This window comes from Paracoccaceae bacterium Fryx2, assembly GCA_032334235.1.
Lineage (GTDB): Bacteria > Pseudomonadota > Alphaproteobacteria > Rhodobacterales > Rhodobacteraceae > JAVSGI01.
In genome coordinates this window covers 2,564,084-2,583,026 of record JAVSGI010000005.1, presented here as the reverse complement: position 1 = coordinate 2,583,026, position 18,943 = coordinate 2,564,084, and the positions used below count along the sequence as shown (strand labels likewise).

Here is an 18,943-nt window from a genome sequence, read left to right as displayed (position 1 = left end):
AGTCCATGGCCCGGCTATAGGCGCGGCCGGGCAGGGCTGGCAAGCCTGCGGGCGGCGGGCGCGGCGCAAGGTCGCTGCGCAAAGGCGGCCAGCAAGGGCATGACGGTGTCGCTTCCGGACTATCGGGGGGCGGCGGCCCGCGCCTAAGCTGCGGCAAGACTCGGCTGTCGGCCAGACCAGGGGGAAAACCATGTCCAGCGATCCGCTTCTGCAACCCTACCAGTTGAAACACCTGACCCTGAAGAACCGGATCATGACGACCAGCCACGAACCGGCCTACCCCGAGGACGGGATGCCGAAAGACCGCTACCGCCTTTACCATCTGGAACGGGCAAAGGCGGGCGTGGCGCTGACCATGACGGCGGGCTCTGCGGCGGTGTCGCGCGACAGTCCGCCGGTGTTCAACAACATCCTGGCCTACAAGGACGAGGTGGTGGGCTGGATGAAGCGTCTGGCCGACGACTGCCACGAACAGGGCTGCGCCGTGATGATCCAGCTCACCCACCTTGGCCGCCGCACCCGCTGGGACAAGGGCGACTGGCTGCCGGTGGTGGCGGCAGGCCCTGCGCGCGAGCCCAGCCACCGCGCCTTCCCCAAGGTGGTCGAGGACTGGGACATCGCCCGCATCATCGAGGATTACGCCGACGCGGCCGAACGGATGCAGGTCGCCGGGCTCGATGGGGTGGAGTTCGAGTGTTACGGCCACCTGATGGACCAGTTCATGTCACCGCTGACCAATGCGCTGGACGCCCCGTATGGCGGCACTTTCGAGAACCGCGCCCGCTTTGCGATGGAGGTGCTGGCCGCCTGCCGCAAGCGTGTTGGCGAGGGCTTCCTGCTGGGGATGCGCTACACCGCCGACGAGGGCGAGCCGGGCGGCATCACCGCCGACGAGGGCGTCCAGATCGCGCGGACCTTCCGCGACTCCGGGTTGGTCGATTTCGTCAACATCATCAAGGGCCGCATCCACACCGACCCGGCGATGACCGACGTGATCCCGATCCAGGGCATGGCCTCGGCCCCGCATCTGGATTTCGCGGGGCGGATCAGGGCCGAGGTCGGGCTGCCGACCTTTCACGCCGCGCGCATCCCCGACGTGGCGACGGCGCGCCATGCGGTGGCCTCGGGCAAGCTTGACATGGTGGGAATGACACGGGCGCACATGGCCGACCCGCATATCGTGCGCAAGATCATCGAAGGGCGCGAGGAAGACATCCGCCCCTGCGTCGGCGCGACCTACTGTCTTGACCGGATCTATCAGGGCGGCATGGCGCTCTGCATCCACAACCCGGCGACCGGGCGCGAGGAAACCCTGCCCCACACCATCGCCCCGGCGGCAGTGGCGAAACGGGTGGTGATCGTGGGGGCAGGCCCCGCGGGGCTGGAGGCAGCCCGGGTGGCGGCGGAACGCGGGCACAGCGTGACAGTGTTCGAGGCGGCGGCCAATCCCGGCGGCCAGATCCGCCTGACGGCGCAAAGCCCGCGGCGGCGCGAGATGATCGGCATCATCGACTGGCGCATGGCGCAATGCGCGGCGCGGGGGGTCGAGTTCCGCTTCAACACCTGGGCCGAGGCGGCGGACGTGACCGCCCTTGCCCCCGATGTGGTGATCGTCGCCACCGGCGGCCTGCCCAACACCGATGTGCTGGAGTCGGGCAACGATCTGGTTGTCTCGGCCTGGGACATCCTGTCGGGCGACGTGAAGCCCGGCACCAACGTGCTGCTTTACGACGACGCGGGCGACCATGCCGCCCTGCAGGCCGCGCAGCTGATCGCGGAAAGCGGCGCCGAGGTCGAGGTGATGACGCCGGACCGCACCTTTGCGCCGGACGTGATGGCGATGAACCTGGTGCCCTACATGCGTGCGCTGCAGGGGCGCAAGACCACCTTCACCGTCACCTACCGGCTGCGGTCGGTGGCGCGTGACGGCAACCTGCTGCGCGCGACGGTCGGCAGCGATTACATGCCGCTGGAGAAGGTGAAGCACTACGATCAGGTGGTGGTGAACCACGGCACATGGCCGCTGGACGACCTCTATTTCGCGCTGAAGCCGCTGTCGGTCAACCTTGGCGCGGTGGATCATGGCGCGCTGATTGACGGCGCGCCGCAGGGCCTGACCGGCGGGCCGGAGGGGTTTTCGCTGTTCCGCATCGGGGATGCGGTTTCGGCGCGCAATACCCATGCGGCGATCTATGACGCGCTGCGCCTGATGATGGCGGTCTGATCAGGTCAGCCGCACCAGAAGGGCCAACAGTACCGCCCGTTCCGCCGCCGTAAGCGGTGCCAGCGTGCGATCCGACACCGCAAGCGCGGTGGGGCGAGTGCGGAAGAACAGCGCCCGCCCGCTGTCGGTGAGGGTGATCGTCAGGCGTCGGCGATCGCCGGGGTCGGCGGCGATGCTGACCAGCCCCAGCCGCACCAGTCGGCCGGCCACGCCCTTGATCGTGGCCGCATCCATCGCCGTCGCCCGCCCCAGATGGTTCTGCGACAGCGGCCCGATCTCGTGCAGACGGGCCAGAACGGCAAGCTGGGTGGTCGTGACCTCGGGTATCGCTTCGGAGAACAGCGCCAGATGGCGCTGCGTCACGCGGCGCAGCACATAGCCTACCTGGTCATCCAGCACATAGGCGTCGGTCGGGGTGGCATCGCTGTCGGTCACGATTTCGGGATAGCTTGCCCGCGCCCTTCGCGCAAGAAAGTTGACAGGTCAGGGGTGCGGGCAGCAAGGTGTTTGCGCGCAAACGATTTGTTGGGGAAGATTTCGCCCGATGCCGCCAGATTACGCCCGTCCCGACACCCTGCCCGAGGCGCTGGCGCTGCTGGCGCAATCTCGCCGGCAGGCGCTGGCCGGGGGGACCGACGTTTACCCCGCGGTGACTGGCAAGCACATCTGCCGCCCGGTGCTGGACCTGTCTGCGATCCCCGATCTGCGGGGCATCCGCCGACATGCGGCGGGGATGCGGCTTGGGGCAATGGTGACATGGGCCGAGGTCGCCGGGGCTGGGAGTCCGGGGGCCGGAGTTGAGGGGGCTGAAGCTGAGGCGGCAGCACTGCCCCCCGCCTGCGATGCGCTGCGGCAGGCGGCGGTGCAGGTCGGCGGGCGGCAGATCCAGAACGCGGGCACCATCGGCGGCAACCTCTGCAACGCCTCGCCCGCCGCCGATGGCGTGCCGCCGCTGCTGGTTCTGGGGGCAGAGGTCGAGTTGGCCTCGTTGCGCGGCACAAGGCGGCTGCCTCTGGCCGCGTTCCTCACCGGGCCGCGCCGCACGGCGCTGGCGCCCGACGAGCTGCTGGTGGCGGTGCATTTGCCGGACGCGGGGCTGGCGGGGGCGTCGCGGTTTCTCAAGCTGGGGGCGCGGGCCTATCTGGTGATCTCGATCGCCATGGTGGCGGTGCGGCTGGTGGTGGTGCGCGGGATGGTGACCGAGGCGGCGCTGGCGGTCGGGGCCTGTTCCGCCGTGGCGGTGCGCCTGCCGCTGGTCGAGGCCGCGCTGCCGGGCGCGCCGCTGGCGCAGGCTGCGGCGCGGATCGGTGATGCGGCGGTGGCGGCGGCGCTGACCCCGCTGGACGATCTGCGCGCGACGGCCGCCTACCGCGCCGGCGCTGCGGCAGAACTGCTGCGCCGCGCGGTGGATGATCTGGCGAAGGAGGCCGCGGCATGAGCCTTGGGTTCACCCTGAACGGACGCGCCGTGGTGCTGGATGTGCCGCCGACCCGCCGCCTGTCCGAGGTGCTGCGCGAGGATGCGGGGCTGACCGGCACCAAGGTCGGCTGCGATGCGGGCGATTGCGGGGCCTGCACCGTGCTGGTCGATGGCGCGGCGGTCTGCGCCTGCCTGATGCCTGCCGCACGGGTGTCGGGGCGCGCGGTGACCACGGTTGAGGCCGACGACCCGGCCCTGACCCGGCTGCGCGCCAGCTTCCTGCGCCACGGCGCGGCGCAATGCGGCATCTGCACGCCGGGGATGCTGATGGCCGCCCTGCCGCTGCTGCGCGCCACGCCAAAGCCGTCCCGGATGGAGGTGGAGGAGGCGCTGGGCGGGGTGCTTTGCCGTTGCACCGGCTATGCCCGGATCGTTGCGGCGGTCTGCGATGCCGACAGCACCGTGCCGGTGGCCGCAATGCCCGACGCCGGGCAGGCGGTGGGGGCAAGCCAGCCCCGGCTGGATGGCGCGGCCAAGGTGGCGGGCGACCTGTTCGGGGCCGACCTCTGGCAACCCGGCGGGCTGGTGCTGAAGGCGCTGCGCTCGCCCCACCACCGCGCCGCGTTCCGCCTTGGCGATCTGGCCGGGTGGGCGCGGGCGCGCGGCGTGCAGGTTTTCATCGCCGCCGACATTCCGGGCCGCAACTGCTTTGGCGTGATCCCGCCCTATGCCGACCAGCCCGCGCTGGCGGTGGCCGAAGCCCGCTTTCGCGGCGAGGCGGTGGCGCTGGTGGCGTTCGAGGACGATGGCCGCGCCACCGACATCAGCGATTTTCCGGTGGAGTGGTCGCCGCTGCCGCCCCTGCTCGATCCGGCAGAGGCTGAGACGGAGGGGGCGGCGCTGATCCACGCCGACCGTCCCGGCAACCGGCTGATCCAGGGCCGGGTGCGCAGTGGCGATGCGCAGGCGGCGCTGGCCGCATCGGCGCATGTGGTGGAAGGCGCGGTAGAGACCGCCTTTGTCGAGCACGCCTACATCGAACCCGAAGCCGGGGCCGCGTGGATGGAGGGCGACACGCTGGTGATCCGCGCCTGCACGCAGGCGCCGGTAATGGACCGCGACGACACCGCCGCCATTCTGGGCCTGCCGCACAACCGGCTGCGCATCATCCCCTCGGCAGTGGGCGGCGGGTTCGGCTCGAAACTGGATGTCAGCCTGCAACCCCTGCTGGGGCTGGTTACGCTGAAGACCGGGCGGCCGGTGCGGATGGTCTACAGCCGCGGCGAAAGCATGGCCTCGACCACCAAGCGCCACCCGGCCCGGCTGCACGGGCGCATCGGCTGCGATGCCGCGGGCCGCGTTACGGCGATGGAGGTGGACGGGCTGTTCGACACGGGCGCTTATGCCAGTTGGGGGCCGACCGTGGCAAACCGGGTGCCGGTGCATGTCTCGGGCCCCTACCTTACGCCCAACATCACGGCCACGGCGCGGGCGGTGCATACCAACGGGCCGGTGTCTGGCGCGTTTCGCGGCTTTGGCGTGCCGCAGGCGGCGATCTGGCAGGAAACGCTCTATGATCGGCTGGCCGAGGCGTCGGGGCTCGACCGGCTGGAGTTTCGCCTGCGGAACGCGCTCTGCGACGGCGATGCGTCGGCTACGGGGCAGGTGATGCGCGCCACCGGCATTGCCGAATGCCTGACTGCGCTCAGGCCCCACTGGGCACGTGCGCTGGCCGAGGCTGCGGGCCAGCCGGGGCGGGGGGTCGGCGTCGCGTCGTGCTGGTATGGCTGCGGCAACACCGCGCTGCCCAACCCCTCGACCATCCGGCTGGGGCTGACGCAGGCGGGGGCGCTGCTGCTGCATCAGGGCGCGACCGACATCGGGCAGGGGTCGAACACCGTCATCGCCCAGATCGCCGCCGATGCGCTGGGCCTGCCGCTGGCGGCATTCGGCCTGATCGGGCCGGATACGTTCCTTACCCCCGATGCCGGCAAGACCTCGGCCAGCCGCCAGACCTTCGTCACCGGGCGCGCGGCGCAGGCGGCGGGGGCGGCGTTGCGGGCAGACCTGCTGCGGCTGGCCAACATGGGCGATGGGGCCAGACTGGCCTTGCAGGGCGCGTCGGTCGTGGCGACCGAAGGTGGTGTGCGCCGGGTGATCGACCTTGCCACGCTGCCGCCCGACGCGCGCGGCTATGCCCTGTCGGCGGAACAGACCTACGACCCGCCGACCAGCGCGCTGGATGCCGACGGGCAGGGAGTGCCCTATGCCGTTTACGGCTACGGCGCGCAGATGGTGGAACTGGCGGTGGACATGGCGCTGGGCAGGGTGCGCCTGCTGAAGATCACCGCCGCACATGACCTTGGCCGGGCGATCAACCCCGATCTGGCGAAGGGCCAGATCGAGGGCGGCATCGCGCAGGGCATCGGTCTGGCGCTGATGGAGGAATATATTCCCGGCCGGACCGAGAACCTGCACGACTACCTGATTCCCACCACGGGCGACGTGCCGCCGATCGAAAGCATCCTGATCGAGGTGCCCGACCCCGAAGGCCCGATGGGTGCCAAGGGGCTGGGCGAGCATGTGCTGATCCCCACGGCGCCCGCGATCCTGAACGCCATCCGCCACGGCTCGGGTGCCGAGGTCACGCGCTTGCCTGCGCTGCCGCACCGGGTTCTGGCGGCGATAAAGGCGGCCCGCGATGGCCGCTGACAAGATCCGCTGCGATGCCTGCCCGGTGATGTGCTACATCGCGCCGGGGCAGACCGGGGCCTGCGACCGTTACGGCAACGATGCGGGCCGGATCGTGCGGACGGACCCGGTGGTGCTGCTGTCGGCCACGGTCGCGGCAGGCGGGCAGGTCATTCCCTTTGCCGGGCACAGCTGGGACGACACGCTGCTGCCCGCCGACACGTTGGTGACCGGCATCGGGTCGGGCACCACTTACCCCGACTTCAAACCGGCGCCCTTCATCGTGTCATCGACTGTCGCGGGGGCCGACATGGTGACCGTGGTCACCGAGGCGATCTTTTCCTATTGCGGGGTCAAGGTTAAGATCGACACCGACCGGCATCTGGGTGCGGAAGGTGCCGTGGTGCGGGCAGAAGGCGAGCCTGCAGGCCATGTCACCACGGCGGAATACGGCAGCCAGATGCTGTCGCTCGGCGGGGTGCATCACCTGACCGGCGGCTCGAAGGCCGAGGGCCGCGCCACCTGCGCCGCCCTGCTGGCGCTGTGCAACGGCGAGGCGGTCACGCTGACCATCGATGGCGGTGCAGAGGTCGTGGTGCAGGCGGGGGCGGCGCCCGTGGTCGATGGCCAGCGCGAACGGCGGATGCGGGTCGGCTGCGGGTCGGCCACCATCGGCATGTTTGCCGACCAGTGGCGCGGGCTGGTGGACGAGGTGGTGGTCGTCGATGACCACATCACCGGCGTGGTGTCGGAACATCAGGCGGGCAAGGTGCTGGGCTGGCCCGACACCGGCATCAGGATCAAGGGCAGCCGGTCCACCCCCGGGCGCTACTTCCGGGTGTCGGAGCCGGGGCTGGGCTGGGGCGGCACGCGGCTGACCGACCCGCTGGAAATCCTCGGGCCGTGGAATCCGAAGAAGGGGGCGCGGCCGGGGCTGACGCTGCTGATGGTCTCGACCACGGGCGAGGACTTCGCCTATTATGTGCTGGATGATGACCTTGTGCCGCAGCAACGCGGCCTGCCGGAAAGCCTGATCCCGACCGTGAGGCTTATCGACGAGAATTGCGAACCGTCGCTCTGCACCGTGCTGTTCATGGGCGGGGCCGGCGGCTCGCTGCGTTCTGGGGTTACGCGCAACCCGGTGCGGCTGACCCGATCGGTGCAGGCGGGCGAAACAAGGCTGACCAGCGGCGGTGCCGAATGCTACATCTGGCCGGGTGGCGGCATCACCTTCATGGTCGACGTGACGCGGCTGCCCGCCGGGGCGTTCGGCCATGTGCCGACCCCGGCGCTGGTGGCCCCGCTGGAGTTCACGCTGCCGCGCGACGCCTATCTGGCGCTTGGCGGGCACGAGGCCGCGATCCGCAGCCTGCCGCAGATGATGGCCGAGGGCGGCGAATACGCCACCGCCGCCCGGCTGGACCGCCGGCCGGAGGAGCACGCATGACCGTTCATCCGCGCGGACCCCGCGCCGCAATCCTGCCGGACGGGCGGCTGCATCTGCACTACGGCCCGATAGACCTGATCATCTGCGCCGAGGGCGAGCCGCGCGCGGTGCAGGGTGCCTATACACGGGCGATGGCCCGGTTCGACGGGCTGCTGGAGGAGCTGGTTGCAGAGCTTGCCGCCCTGCGCTCCCCCGACCCTCAGCCGCTGACCGGGGCGATTGCGCTGGCCATGGCGGCCGCGGTGGCGCCGCACCGGCCTGCGTTCATCACCCCGATGGCTGCGGTGGCGGGGGCGGTGGCGGATGCGGTGCTGGCCGCGATGGTCGGGGCGCCGGGCGGGGCGGGGCTGACGCGCGCCCATGTCAACAACGGCGGCGACATCGCGCTGCATCTGGCCCCCGGCGAAAGCCTGACGGCGGCGATTGCGCTGCACCCCGATCTGGTCCGGCTTATGCCCGCCGCGCTGCCGGGGCGGGTCACGCTGCGGCATGGCGATGCGGCGCGGGGCATTGCGACCTCGGGGTGGCGGGGGCGCAGCTGGTCGCTGGGCATTGCCGATGCGGTGACCGTGCTGGCCCGCACCGCCGCCGAGGCCGACGCGGCGGCAACGATGATTGCCAACGCGGTCGATCTGCCCGGCCACCCCGCCATTCTGCGGCGCGCGGCGGTCAAGCTGCAGTCCGACAGCGATCTGGGCCGGTTGCCGGTCACTGTCCATGTCGGCGCGCTGACGGCTGCCGAGGTTGCGGCGGCGCTCGACCGGGGTGCGGCGCACGCGCAGGCCCTTCTGGGGCGCGGCATCATTGCGGGGGCGGCGATTTTCCTGCACCCTGAAACCCGAACCCTTGGCCGGATCACGCTGGCCGCCACCCCGGAGACCTGAGTTGACCGAGTTCACCCTGCGCAAGACTTCCCTGCTGGTCGAGGAGATCCTGCACGACGGCGGCGCGGTGCCGCCCACGCCGCGCCTGCGCGGGGCGATCATGGCGGTGGTGCGCAACCCCTTTGCCGACACCCACGCCCCCGACCTGCAACCGGCGATGGAGGTGCTGAAGCCGCTGGGCCTGATGCTGACCGATCGCCTGATCGCCGCCCTTGGCGGGCGCGAGGGCATCGACGGCTACGGCAAAGGCGCGTTGGTTGGCGCGGCGGGCGAGGCCGAACACGGCGCGCTCTGGCATGTGCCGGGCGGCCATGCGATGCGCGAGCGGCTGGGCGAAAGCCGGGCCATCGTGCCCTCGGCCATGAAGGTCGCGGCGATGGGCGGCAGCCTCGACGTGCCGCTGGGCCACATCAACGCGGCCTATGTCCGGAGCCATTTCGACGCGATCACCGTCTGCGTGCCCGACGGGCCGAAGGCGGATGAGATCGTGTTCGTGCTGGCGATGGCAAAGGGGCCGCGCATCCATTCGCGGATGGGCGGGCTGGAGGTCTGGCAGGTGACCGGCACGGACGGTCTGCGCTGATGCGCGGGCTGGCCGCAGCCTTGCTGCTGCTGCCCGGCGCGGCCTTTGCCTGCGCCCTGCCGCCTTCGGTGGTGATGACCCTGCCCACGGGTTTCTACATGACGGGTGCCGCGCTGACCGTGGCGCTGACGGCGGCGCTGGGCGCGCTGTCGCACCGCCTGCCGGTCATGCAGCCCCGGCTGCTGCTGGACCGCCGCGTCTGGCTGCCGGTCAACCTGACGAGCTATGCCGCTTTCCTGTGCTTTTTCGGGCTGGTGCTGGTCGGGCATCTGGGATCACGCGACCCGATGCACAACTTGATGACGCTGGTGATCTGGACCGTGGTATGGGTGGCGTTGCCGCTGGGGTCGATGCTTTTCGGCAACCTGTGGCGGGCGGTGAACCCGTGGACGGCGCCGGTGCGGCTGGTGCGTGCGCTGCTGGGGCGGCGGGGCGGCGTCGGGCTGGCGCGGCTGGGGCATGGGCCTGCGGTGGCGGGGCTGCTTGCGTTTGCGTGGTTCCTGATCGTGTCGCTGTCGCCCGACGACCCGCTGGTGCTGGCGCAGGTGGCGCTGGCCTACTGGCTGGGCATTTTCGTGCTGGCGGTGCTGGAGGGCGAAGACTGGCTGGAGCAGGGCGAGTTCCTGACCGTCTACATGGGCTTCATCGCCCGCATTGCGCCGCTGTGGCTGGAGATCGACGGGCGGCGGGCACGGCTATACGCAGGCTGGCCCGGCACGCAGGTGCTTGCCATGCCGCCGCTGACCCCTTCGGCCGTGGCCTTCGTGATGCTGGCGCTGGCTGCGCTGACCTTCGACGGGCTGCGCGAGACGTTCTGGTGGCTGGGGCTGGTGGGGGAAAACCCGCTGGAATTCTCGGGCCGCTCGGCGGTGATGGGCGTCAACACGGCGGGGCTGCTTGCGGCCTGGGCGCTGACGGCGGCGGCGATACTGGGTGCGCTGCGGCTGGGCCGGCTGGCTGGGGCGGCGCTGCCGACCGGGCCGGTCAGCCTCAGCTTTCTGGCGATTGCCGCAGGATACCATGGCGCGCATTATCTGGTGACGCTGCTGACCTCGGGGCAATACACGCTGGCCGCGCTGAACGACCCGCTGTTTCGCGGCGACGCCTGGCTGGGGCTGGCGCCGTTCTATGTCTCGTTCGGGTTCCTTTCGAATGCGCGGATGATGACGCTGGTGTGGAACCTGCAATTCGCCGCAATTCTGGGCGCGCATGTGCTGGCGGTGCTGCTGGCGCTGCGGCTGGGCGGCAGGGTGCGCGCTGTGGCGCATCTGCCGATGACGGCTTTGATGATAGGCTATACCGTTCTGGGGCTGTGGCTTCTGTCATCGCCGCTGGGTGCGTGACGGGGGCGCAGAAATCCTTGGACATCCTGTTTCTACACGCACATTCTTTCTTTCAAGGCCGGGGCACTGCAAGACCACCGGCCACCCCCTACAGCGGAGAGTGACGATGAAAAATCCCCTGATCGGCAGCGCCCCCTCGCGGCGTTCGGTTCTGATGGGCATGTCGGCAGGTGCCGGCGCGCTGGCGTTTCCCGGCTTCATCCAGGCGCAAAGCTCGGCGCCGGTCAAGCTGGGCTTCCAACTGCACCGCACCGGCATCGGCGCGGCCTACGGGCGCTGGTATGAACGCACGACGCAAGCCGCGCTGAAGGTGCTGAACGAGGCCGGCGGCATCAACGGCCGCCCGGTCGAGATCGTGTTCGAGGATGACGGCACCGACCCGCGGCGCGGCTCCGAGGTGGTGGAAAAGCTGGCCTCGCAGCACGGCTGCGACGCGATCTTCGGGCCGCTGTTCTCGCATGTGGTGATCGGGTCCGCCCCGCGCGCGGGCGAGCTGAAGGTGCCGTATCTGGTGTGTTCCGAAGGGTTCCACGTCGCCTCGGGCCTGAACCGCTGGACGCTGCAACCCGGCATCACCGACGTGAAGGCGCAGGTCCGCGCCATGGCGCCCTGGGTCGCGGCCAACCTGGGCAAGAAGGTGACGATGGTCTTCCCCGACTATGCCTTCGGCTACGACCACCGCGACGCGTTCAGCGAGGCGATCAAGGAACAGGGCGGCGAGGTCGTGGCGATGATCGCCATTCCGCCGACCGAAACCAGCTTCACCCGCTACCTGCCGCAGATCCCTGCCGATACCGAGGTGCTTTATCACGTCATGGTCGGCCCGGCTGTCCTGACCTTCGTCAAGGAGCTGGGCGAGTTCTACGGGACCGGCGCGCGGCCGCAGATCTTCGGTTTCATCGACTCGCTGGAGGCGGTCGATCTGGCCTCGCCGGGGCTGGAGTTTCTTGAGGGCAGCCATTTCTGGGAAGGCCACTGCCGCGTCAAGCAGGCCGATGCCACCGAGCACGAGACGTTCTACCGCGCCGCCGTGGGGGTGGATGACAACGGCGCGTCGGTCAGCGACAAGCGCGACGTTTCAACCTATGCCCATATGTTTTCCACCTGGGAAACGCTGTTCGTGCTGAAGGCCGGGATGGAGGCTGCGGGCTATCAGGGCGTGGCCGACCGCCAGAAACTGGTCGAGGCCATCGAGGCGATGACCACCATGCCGCTGTCGCGCGAGCATCCGCAGGGCGACAAGGTGTTCAACGGCAAGACGCACCAGGTGTTCGGCCACCAGTTCATCAGCAAGGTCGAGGGCGGCAAGCTGATGCGGGTGCACATCGCCGCGATCGAGGACGGCATGTATCCCGATGCGGTGGATTATTCCACGATGTCGTTCTGACAGGACCGGCGGGGGCGGCAGCGCCCCCGCATCCCCATGGATTTCGGACCGTTCCTTCTTCTGGCCCTGATGGAAGGGCTTGTCGCCGCCGCCGTGCTGGCGCTGACCGCCGTGGGCCTTTCGCTGGTGTTCGGCGTGATGCGGGTGGTCAACGTCGCGCATGGCGAATTCTTCATGCTGGGCGCAGTGGCGGCGTGGTTCGTCACGCAATGGGTGCCGGGGCCGCCCTGGGTGGCCTTTGCGGTGGCGCTGATCCTGTGCCCGCTTCTGGTGGGCGCGGTGGCGGCGCTGGCCGATGTGCTGGTGCTGAAGCGGCTGAACTACGACCCCGAGGCGACCATCGTCGCGACCATCGGGCTGCTTTACATCCTGCAACAGGCGGCGCTGACCTTCTACGGCCCCGATGCGCGGCCGGTGGAGGCGCCGTTCATCTGGCGAATCCAGTTTCCGTGGTTCGGCTATTCCGGTTACAAGCTGGCGGTGGTCGCGGCGGCGGCGGTGATCCTGGCCGGGGTGTGGCTGTTCATGACCCGCTCGCGCACCGGATTGGTGATGCGCGCTACGCAGCTTGACCGCGACACCGCGCGGGCCTTCGGCATCAACGTCGACCGGGTCTATGCCGGGACGTTCGCGCTCGGCGCCGGCCTTGCGGCGGTGGCGGCGGTGCTGATCGTGCCGATCAGCCAGGCGCATTACCTGATGGGGCACGACCCGCTGCTGCTGAGTTTCATCGTGGTGATCATCGGCGGGCTGGGCTCGCTGCGCGGCACGCTGGTTGCGGCGCTGGTGATCGGGCTGTCGGACGGGGTGATCTCGATGTTCTTCTCGCCGACGCTGGCAAAGATTCTGGCGACGCTGTTCGTGGCGCTGGTGCTGGTGTTCCGCCCGCAGGGGCTGTTCGGAAAGCGGCTGGCATGACCGGCCTGCGCGCCCGAGACTGGGCCCTGCATCTGGCGGTTCTGGCGGTGCTGTTCGGCGCGCAATATGTGCTGCCGTCGTATCACCAGACCAACATGGCCCGGATCATGGTGCTGTCGGTCTATGCCATGGGCTACAACATCGCCTTCGGCTACACCGGGCTTCTGAGCCTTGGTCACGCGCTGTTCTTTGGCGCCGGGCTTTACGGCACCGGCCTTGCGGTTTCGCTGTTCGGGCTGGGGGCGGCTGCGGCGCTGCCGCTGGGGTTGCTGGCGGGGGGTGCGGTGGCGGTGGCGGTGGGGCTGCTCGCGCTGCGCACGGCGGGGGTCAGCTTCATGATCGTGACGCTGATGTTCGCGCAGGCCGGGTATCTGACGATCCTCTACTTCGGCGCGGTGACGGGGGGTGACGAGGGTTTCGTGATCCCGCAGGCGGCCCGCAACCTGCTGGGGTTTGATCTTTCGAGCGACACGCCGCGCTATCTTGCGGCCTTCGGGCTGTTTGCGGTGGCGCTGCTGGTCAACCTCGCGCTGGTGCGCTCGTCCACCGGGCGGGTGATGATCGCGATGCGCGAAAACGAGGAGCGCAGCCGGATGCTGGGCTATGACCCCTTTCGGGTGAAGCTTTTGGCACTGGGCATCTCGGGCCTTTACGCCGGGGCGGCGGGGGCGGGGTATGCGTTGCTGTTCGGTTATGTCGGGGCGAGTTTTGCGGGCATCCAGTATTCGATCCTGCCGTTGCTCTGGGTGCTCTTGGGCGGGGCGGGCACCGTGCTGGGGCCGCTGATCGGGGTGACGGTGATGTTCTACCTGATCGACATTTCCAGCAGCTACACCACCGCGCATCTGCTGGTGGTGGGGGTGGCGCTGCTTGTGCTGGTGCTGTTCGCGCCGCGGGGCATCCTCGGGGCATTGCGCGAAAGGCTGTGGCGATGGCTGCCGTGACGCTGTTGCAGGCCCGCGGGCTGACCCGCCATTTCGGCGGGCTGCGCGCGGTGGAGGCGGTGGATTTCGACCTTTGCCAAGGCGAGATTCACGCGATCATCGGGCCGAACGGCGCGGGCAAGACCACCTTCGTCAGCCTGCTGTCGGGGCGGATCGCGGCCCAGGCGGGCAGCATCCTGTTCGACGGGCAGGACATCACCCGCCTGCCCGCCCATGCGCGGGTGCTGCGCGGCATCGCCTACACCTTCCAGATCACCGCGATCTATGCCCGCCTGCCGGTGTTCGACAATGTGGCGCTGGCGGTGCAGCGGCGGGGCGCGACCGATCTGCACGCGGAAACGCTGGCCGCGCTTGCCCGCGTCGGGCTGGAGGGGCGGGCGGATCAGGAGGCGGGCACGCTGTCCTACGGCCATCAGCGGCTGCTGGAAATCGCGATGGGTCTGGCGCTGCGGCCAAGGCTGCTGATCCTGGACGAGCCGACGCAGGGGCTGGCCAATGCCGAGATTGACGCGTTCAAGGCGCTGGTCAGATCGGTGGTGCCGGAAACCACGGTGCTGCTGATCGAGCACAACATGGACGTGGTGATGGATCTGGCGCAGCGCATCACCGTGCTGAACTTTGGCGAAAAGCTGGCGCAGGGCACGCCTGCGGAAGTGCGCGCCAACAGGGCGGTGCAATCCGCCTATCTGGGGGGCTGAATGCTGCGGCTGGAAGCGGTGGATGCGGGCTATGGCAACGTGCAGGTGCTGCGCGGCCTGACGCTGCACGCGCGGGCGGGCGAGGTTACCTGCGTGATGGGGCGCAACGGGGCGGGCAAGACCACGATGCTGCGCGCCATCATGGGGCAGGTGCGGCTGTCGGCGGGGTCGGTGACGCTGGACGGGCAGGCGATCCACGGCCTGCCCGCGCATGAGGTGCCGCGCCGTGGCGTGGGCTACGTGCCGCAGGGGCGGCGGCTGTTCGGCGAGATGACCGTGGCCGAGAACATCGAGATCGGGCTGATGGCCCGGCACCATGGCGCCGCGATGCGCGAGCGGGTGCTGGCGCTGTTCCCCCGCCTGCGCGAACGGCTGGGCCAGCAGGCCTCGACCCTTTCGGGGGGCGAGCAGCAGATGCTGGCGATTGCCCGCGCGCTGTGCCTTGACCCAAAGGTGCTGCTGCTGGACGAGCCGACCGAGGGTCTGCAACCCTCGATGATCGCGCTGATCCGCGAAACGGTGCTGGCGCTGAAGGCGACCGGGGTGGCGACGGTGCTGGTGGAACAGCGGGTCGATGCGGTGCTGTCGGTCGCCGACCGGGTGGCCTTCGTGGTCGGAGGGCAGGTGGCCGAGGTGCTGCCCGCCGCAGGCCTGACGCATGATGCGCCGCAGTTCCAGCATTATGTGGGGGTCTAGATGGCAGGTCTGGTGGCAGGCGTCGATGTCGGGGGCACCTTCACCGATCTGGTGATTCTCGACCCCGCGACCGGCGCGGTGCGGCTGGCCAAGGTGCCGACCACGCTCGACAATCAAGCGTTCGGCGTGCTGGCGGCGTTTGACGCGGCAGAGGCGGCGCTGGCCGACATCGACCTGATCGTGCATGGCACCACCACCACCACCAACGCGGTGCTGGAACGCAACCTGTGCCGCACCGGGCTGATCACCACGCAGGGCTTTCGCGACGTGCTGGAGCTTGGCCGCCGCACCCGGCCGCAACCCTATGGCATGACCGGGCGCTTCACCCCCGTGATCCCGCGCGACCTGCGGCTTGAGGTGCCGGAACGGATGGACGCGCAGGGCCGGGTGCTGACCCCGCTGGACGAGGGCGCGCTGCGGGCAGCACTTGCCGACCTGATCGCGGCGGGGTGTGAATCGGTCGTCATCCATTTCCTGCACGCCTATGCCAACCCGGCCCATGAACTGCGCGCGGCGGAAGTGGCCGCCGAGATCTGGCCCACGCCCTACATCACCACCGGTCACTCGCTGCTGTCGGAAAGCCGGGAGTATGAGCGCGGGGTGACGGCGGCGGTCAATGCCTCGGTGCAACCGATGCTGGAGCGCTATGTTGCCCGGCTGGCGACGGAGCTGGCGGGGCGGGGCTATGCGCGCGACCTGCTGGTGATGAACGGCAACGGCGGCATGGTCGCGGCTGGCCGGGTGGCGCGCGAGGCGGTGAAGACCGTGATGTCCGGCCCCGCCTCGGGCGTGATGGCGGCGGTCTATACCGGGGTGCGTGCCGGGATGGCGAACCTTGTCACCTATGACATGGGCGGCACCTCGACAGATGTTGCGCTGATCCGCGATGGCCGCGCCCCGGTCTCGAACGAGATCGAGATCGAATATGCCATGCCGATCCATGTGCCGATGGTCGATGTGCGCACCGTGGGGGCGGGCGGCGGGTCGGTGGCGCGGGTCGATGCCGGGGGGATGCTGCGGGTCGGGCCGGAAAGTGCGGGCTCCACCCCCGGCCCGATCTGCTATGGCCGGGGCGGCACGCGGGTCACGATTTCCGACGCCAACCTGCTGCTGGGCCGCCTGTCGCCGGAACGCTTCGGGCAGGGGGCGGCGGCGGCTCGGGCGGCGATGGCCGACCAGATCGGCGCGCCGCTGGGGCTGGGGGTGGAACAGGCGGCGGAAGCCGTGATCCGCATTGCCAACACCCACATGGCCGGGGCGATAAGGATGGTTTCCATTTCCATGGGGGCCGACCCCCGCGACTTCGCGCTGTTCGCCTTTGGCGGGGCGGGGCCACTGCACGCCACGGCGCTGGCGCGGGAGCTTTCGATCCCGCGCGTGCTGGTGCCCGCCCGCCCCGGCATCACCAACGCGCTGGGCTGTGTGGTGGCCGACCTGCGGCACGATTTCGTGCGCACGCTCAACCGACCGCTGGATCTGGCCGACATGGAGGCGGTGCATGGCATCTGGGCGGCGCAGGAGGCCGAGGGCCGCGCGCTGATAAGTGCCGAGCGGCTGGCGCTGACCGGGGTGCGCGCCGCCTGTTCGGCCGAGATGCAGTTTGTCGGCCAGACCCATCTGCTGCGCGTGCCGCTGCCGCATGGCCGCCCGTCGCGGGCCGAGCTGCAAGGGCTGTTCGAGGCCGCCTATCACGCCCGCTTCCATGTCGATCTGCCGACGATCCGGGCCAATCTGGTGAACCTCAACTGCTCGGTGATCGGCCAGCGCCCCGAGATCGACCTTTCCCGTCTGATCGACCCTGCAGGCCGCCGTAGCCTGCCAGAGGCGCAGACCGGGCGGCGGCCGGTGTGGTTCGGCGGCTGGATCGACACGCCCGTCTACTGGCGCGACCACCTGCCGCTGGCCTTGGACCTGCACGGCCCAGCGATCATCGAGCAGATGGATACCACCATCGTCGTCGCCCCCGACGATCAAGTGACCGGCGACGCGCAGGGCAACCTGATCATCCATGTCGGAGGCCGCGATGCTTGACCCCGTCACCCTCGCCGTGATCCAGGCCGGCCTGCAACAGGTCTGCGACGAGATGGACCTGACTTTTTCCCGCGCCGCCTTCTCGCCGGTGATCGCTGAAGCCGACGACCGGTCGGACGGCATCTACTCCGCCACCGACGGCGCGCTGATCGCGCAGGGGGCGCGCGGGCTGCCGGTGTTCGTCGGCACCATGCAGTTTTCCACCCGCCACATCGTCGAGCGCATCGCATCCGGCGTGACCCTGCCGCCGGAACCGGGCGACATCTACATCGTCAACGACCCCTATCTGGGCGGCACGCATCTGATGGACGTGCGCTTTGCCATGCCGTTCTACCGGGATGGGGCGCTGTACTGCTGGCTGTCGAACACCGGGCACTGGCCCGATACCGGCGGCGCCGTGCCGGGCGGGTTTTCGGCCAGCGCGATCAGCGCCGAACAGGAAGGGCTGCGCCTGCCGCCGGTCAAGCTGTTCAAGAAGGGCGTGATGGATGCCGAGTTGTGGCAGGTGATCTGTTCCAACATCCGGGTGTCTGAACAGCGGATCGGCGATGTGAAGGCGCAGGCCTCGGCGCTGCTGGTGGGGGCGGCGCGGCTGGGCGCGCTGCTGGACCGTTACGGCGATGCCACGGTGACGGCGGCGATTTCCGAGATGCGGGTGCTGGCGGCGCGGCAGATGCGGGCCAACATCGCGCTGATCCCCGAGGGGGCGTATCGGGCGACGGCGATCGTGGATAGCGACGGGGTGGTGAATGAGCCGCTGACCATCGCCCTGGCGGTGACGCGGGCGGGCGATGGGCTGACCTTCGATTTCGCCGGGTCGTCGCCGCCCTGCATGGGGCCGATGAACTCGGTCCGCGCCACCACGCTGTCGTCGGTCTATCTGGCGATGCGCCATATCTTCCCGGATGTGCCGATTTCGGCGGGCGCGTTCGAGCCGCTGGCGGTGACGGGCATCGAGGGGACGTTCCTTGACGCGCACTATCCCCGCCCGGTATCGGGCTGCGCCGCCGAGGTCAGCCAGCGCATTGCCGAGGCGGTGTTCGCCGCGCTGGTGCAGGCCCTGCCGGACCGGGTGACGGCGGCCCCGGCCGGCACCTCGGGTAATTTCGGGCTGGGCGGGCACGACCCCGAAAAGGGCCGCGACTATGTCATGTATCAGATTTCGGGCGGCGGCTACGGCGGGAATGCCGATCATGACGGGTTATCGAACGGATGTTCGACAATCGGCATCTCGAAGGCGCCGCCGGTCGAGATCATGGAGCAGACCTATCCCGTCCTGTACCGCCGCTACGCGCTGCACGAGGGGTCGGGCGGGGCCGGGCAGCACCGCGGCGGCCTCGGGCTGGATTACGAGATCGAACTGCTGCGTGGTTCGGCGCGGGCGAGTTTCGTGATGGATCATGGCCGGGTCGGGCCGCAGGGCGCGCGGGGCGGCGGCGATGGCGGGGTGAACCGGGTCGAGGTGACGCGCGGCGGCGTGGTGATGGTGCCAGAACACCTGTCCAAGGCGCAGGACATCGCCCTTGCCCCCGGCGACCGGGTGCGGGTGCGCACGCCCGGCGGGGGCGGGTACGGTGATCCGGCCCGGCGGGATCGCGCGGCGGTGGCCGAGGATGTGCGGCTGGGACGCTATACGCAGACGGAAGCGGAACGGTTGTTCGGAAAAGGTGCCGACTAA

General features: G+C 69.7%; 15 protein-coding genes. 14 read left to right on the top strand and 1 reads right to left on the bottom strand.

All coding sequences use genetic code 11. From position 1 onward, the window contains the following. The first annotated feature begins 190 nt into the window (after positions 1-190). Positions 191-2,224, top strand: a complete 2,034-nt coding sequence (locus RNZ50_21630; GenBank protein MDT8857594.1) for an NADH:flavin oxidoreductase — start codon at positions 191-193, stop codon at positions 2,222-2,224. On the opposite strand, the gene RNZ50_21625 is transcribed toward RNZ50_21630, so the two are convergent. Beyond that, positions 2,225-2,659 carry a MarR family transcriptional regulator gene (locus tag RNZ50_21625; protein MDT8857593.1) on the bottom strand — a complete coding sequence of 145 codons (435 nt, stop codon included), beginning with the start codon at positions 2,657-2,659 and terminating at the stop codon, positions 2,225-2,227. It abuts the gene before it with no gap. 109 nt (positions 2,660-2,768) lie between these two features. Between RNZ50_21625 and RNZ50_21620 the strand changes: the two genes are divergently transcribed. The 13 genes from RNZ50_21620 (at position 2,769) to RNZ50_21560 (ending at position 18,943) form a co-directional block, all read left to right on the top strand. After that, positions 2,769-3,662, top strand: a complete 894-nt coding sequence (locus RNZ50_21620; GenBank protein MDT8857592.1) for an FAD binding domain-containing protein — start codon at positions 2,769-2,771, stop codon at positions 3,660-3,662. Further along, on the top strand, positions 3,659-6,355 hold the full coding sequence (locus tag RNZ50_21615; GenBank protein ID MDT8857591.1) for a molybdopterin cofactor-binding domain-containing protein: 2,697 nt from the start codon (positions 3,659-3,661) through the stop codon (positions 6,353-6,355). The genes RNZ50_21620 and RNZ50_21615 overlap by 4 nt, the downstream gene beginning before the upstream one ends. Further along, complete coding sequence (locus RNZ50_21610; GenBank protein ID MDT8857590.1) at positions 6,345-7,781, top strand: 6-hydroxynicotinate reductase; 1,437 nt, start codon at positions 6,345-6,347, stop codon at positions 7,779-7,781. The genes RNZ50_21615 and RNZ50_21610 overlap by 11 nt, the downstream gene beginning before the upstream one ends. Beyond that, positions 7,778-8,665 (top strand): UPF0280 family protein, encoded by an 888-nt coding sequence (locus tag RNZ50_21605; GenBank protein ID MDT8857589.1) that lies wholly within the window; start codon positions 7,778-7,780, stop codon positions 8,663-8,665. The genes RNZ50_21610 and RNZ50_21605 overlap by 4 nt, the downstream gene beginning before the upstream one ends. Before the next feature lies 1 nt (position 8,666). Next, on the top strand, positions 8,667-9,248 hold the full coding sequence (locus RNZ50_21600) for an amino acid synthesis family protein (GenBank protein MDT8857588.1): 582 nt from the start codon (positions 8,667-8,669) through the stop codon (positions 9,246-9,248). Beyond that, complete coding sequence (locus tag RNZ50_21595) at positions 9,248-10,591, top strand: hypothetical protein (protein ID MDT8857587.1); 1,344 nt, start codon at positions 9,248-9,250, stop codon at positions 10,589-10,591. The genes RNZ50_21600 and RNZ50_21595 overlap by 1 nt, the downstream gene beginning before the upstream one ends. 106 nt (positions 10,592-10,697) lie before the next feature. Next, entirely contained in the window at positions 10,698-11,978 is a 1,281-nt protein-coding gene (locus RNZ50_21590; protein MDT8857586.1) for an ABC transporter substrate-binding protein, read from the top strand. Between the two features lie 36 nt (positions 11,979-12,014). Next, a complete protein-coding gene (locus RNZ50_21585) occupies positions 12,015-12,896 on the top strand; it encodes a branched-chain amino acid ABC transporter permease (GenBank protein MDT8857585.1) in 882 nt (293 codons plus the stop codon). Continuing rightward, positions 12,893-13,840: a branched-chain amino acid ABC transporter permease gene (locus RNZ50_21580; protein ID MDT8857584.1), complete on the top strand. Its 948-nt coding sequence runs from the start codon at positions 12,893-12,895 to the stop codon at positions 13,838-13,840. Before RNZ50_21585 ends, RNZ50_21580 begins: the two co-directional genes overlap by 4 nt. Next, positions 13,837-14,538: an ABC transporter ATP-binding protein gene (locus RNZ50_21575; protein ID MDT8857583.1), complete on the top strand. Its 702-nt coding sequence runs from the start codon at positions 13,837-13,839 to the stop codon at positions 14,536-14,538. The genes RNZ50_21580 and RNZ50_21575 overlap by 4 nt, the downstream gene beginning before the upstream one ends. Then, positions 14,539-15,234, top strand: a complete 696-nt coding sequence (locus RNZ50_21570; protein MDT8857582.1) for an ABC transporter ATP-binding protein — start codon at positions 14,539-14,541, stop codon at positions 15,232-15,234. Then, positions 15,235-17,265: a hydantoinase/oxoprolinase family protein gene (locus RNZ50_21565; protein MDT8857581.1), complete on the top strand. Its 2,031-nt coding sequence runs from the start codon at positions 15,235-15,237 to the stop codon at positions 17,263-17,265. It abuts the gene before it with no gap. Further along, positions 17,258-18,943, top strand: coding sequence for a hydantoinase B/oxoprolinase family protein (locus RNZ50_21560; protein MDT8857580.1), 1,686 nt, complete (start codon positions 17,258-17,260; stop codon positions 18,941-18,943). The genes RNZ50_21565 and RNZ50_21560 overlap by 8 nt, the downstream gene beginning before the upstream one ends.

What these genes read in the sequence shown, in the direction of transcription:
- RNZ50_21590 (MDT8857586.1), top strand. Translation starts at nt 10,698, where the DNA reads ATGAAAAATCCCCTGATCGGCAGCGCCCCCTCGCGGCGTTCGGTTCTG.
- RNZ50_21630 (MDT8857594.1), top strand. Translation starts at nt 191, where the DNA reads ATGTCCAGCGATCCGCTTCTGCAACCCTACCAGTTGAAACACCTGACC.
- RNZ50_21610 (MDT8857590.1), top strand. Translation starts at nt 6,345, where the DNA reads ATGGCCGCTGACAAGATCCGCTGCGATGCCTGCCCGGTGATGTGCTAC.
- RNZ50_21595 (MDT8857587.1), top strand. Translation starts at nt 9,248, where the DNA reads ATGCGCGGGCTGGCCGCAGCCTTGCTGCTGCTGCCCGGCGCGGCCTTT.
- RNZ50_21620 (MDT8857592.1), top strand. Translation starts at nt 2,769, where the DNA reads ATGCCGCCAGATTACGCCCGTCCCGACACCCTGCCCGAGGCGCTGGCG.
- RNZ50_21570 (MDT8857582.1), top strand. Translation starts at nt 14,539, where the DNA reads ATGCTGCGGCTGGAAGCGGTGGATGCGGGCTATGGCAACGTGCAGGTG.
- RNZ50_21585 (MDT8857585.1), top strand. Translation starts at nt 12,015, where the DNA reads ATGGATTTCGGACCGTTCCTTCTTCTGGCCCTGATGGAAGGGCTTGTC.
- RNZ50_21605 (MDT8857589.1), top strand. Translation starts at nt 7,778, where the DNA reads ATGACCGTTCATCCGCGCGGACCCCGCGCCGCAATCCTGCCGGACGGG.
- RNZ50_21560 (MDT8857580.1), top strand. Translation starts at nt 17,258, where the DNA reads ATGCTTGACCCCGTCACCCTCGCCGTGATCCAGGCCGGCCTGCAACAG.
- RNZ50_21580 (MDT8857584.1), top strand. Translation starts at nt 12,893, where the DNA reads ATGACCGGCCTGCGCGCCCGAGACTGGGCCCTGCATCTGGCGGTTCTG.
- RNZ50_21615 (MDT8857591.1), top strand. Translation starts at nt 3,659, where the DNA reads ATGAGCCTTGGGTTCACCCTGAACGGACGCGCCGTGGTGCTGGATGTG.
- RNZ50_21565 (MDT8857581.1), top strand. Translation starts at nt 15,235, where the DNA reads ATGGCAGGTCTGGTGGCAGGCGTCGATGTCGGGGGCACCTTCACCGAT.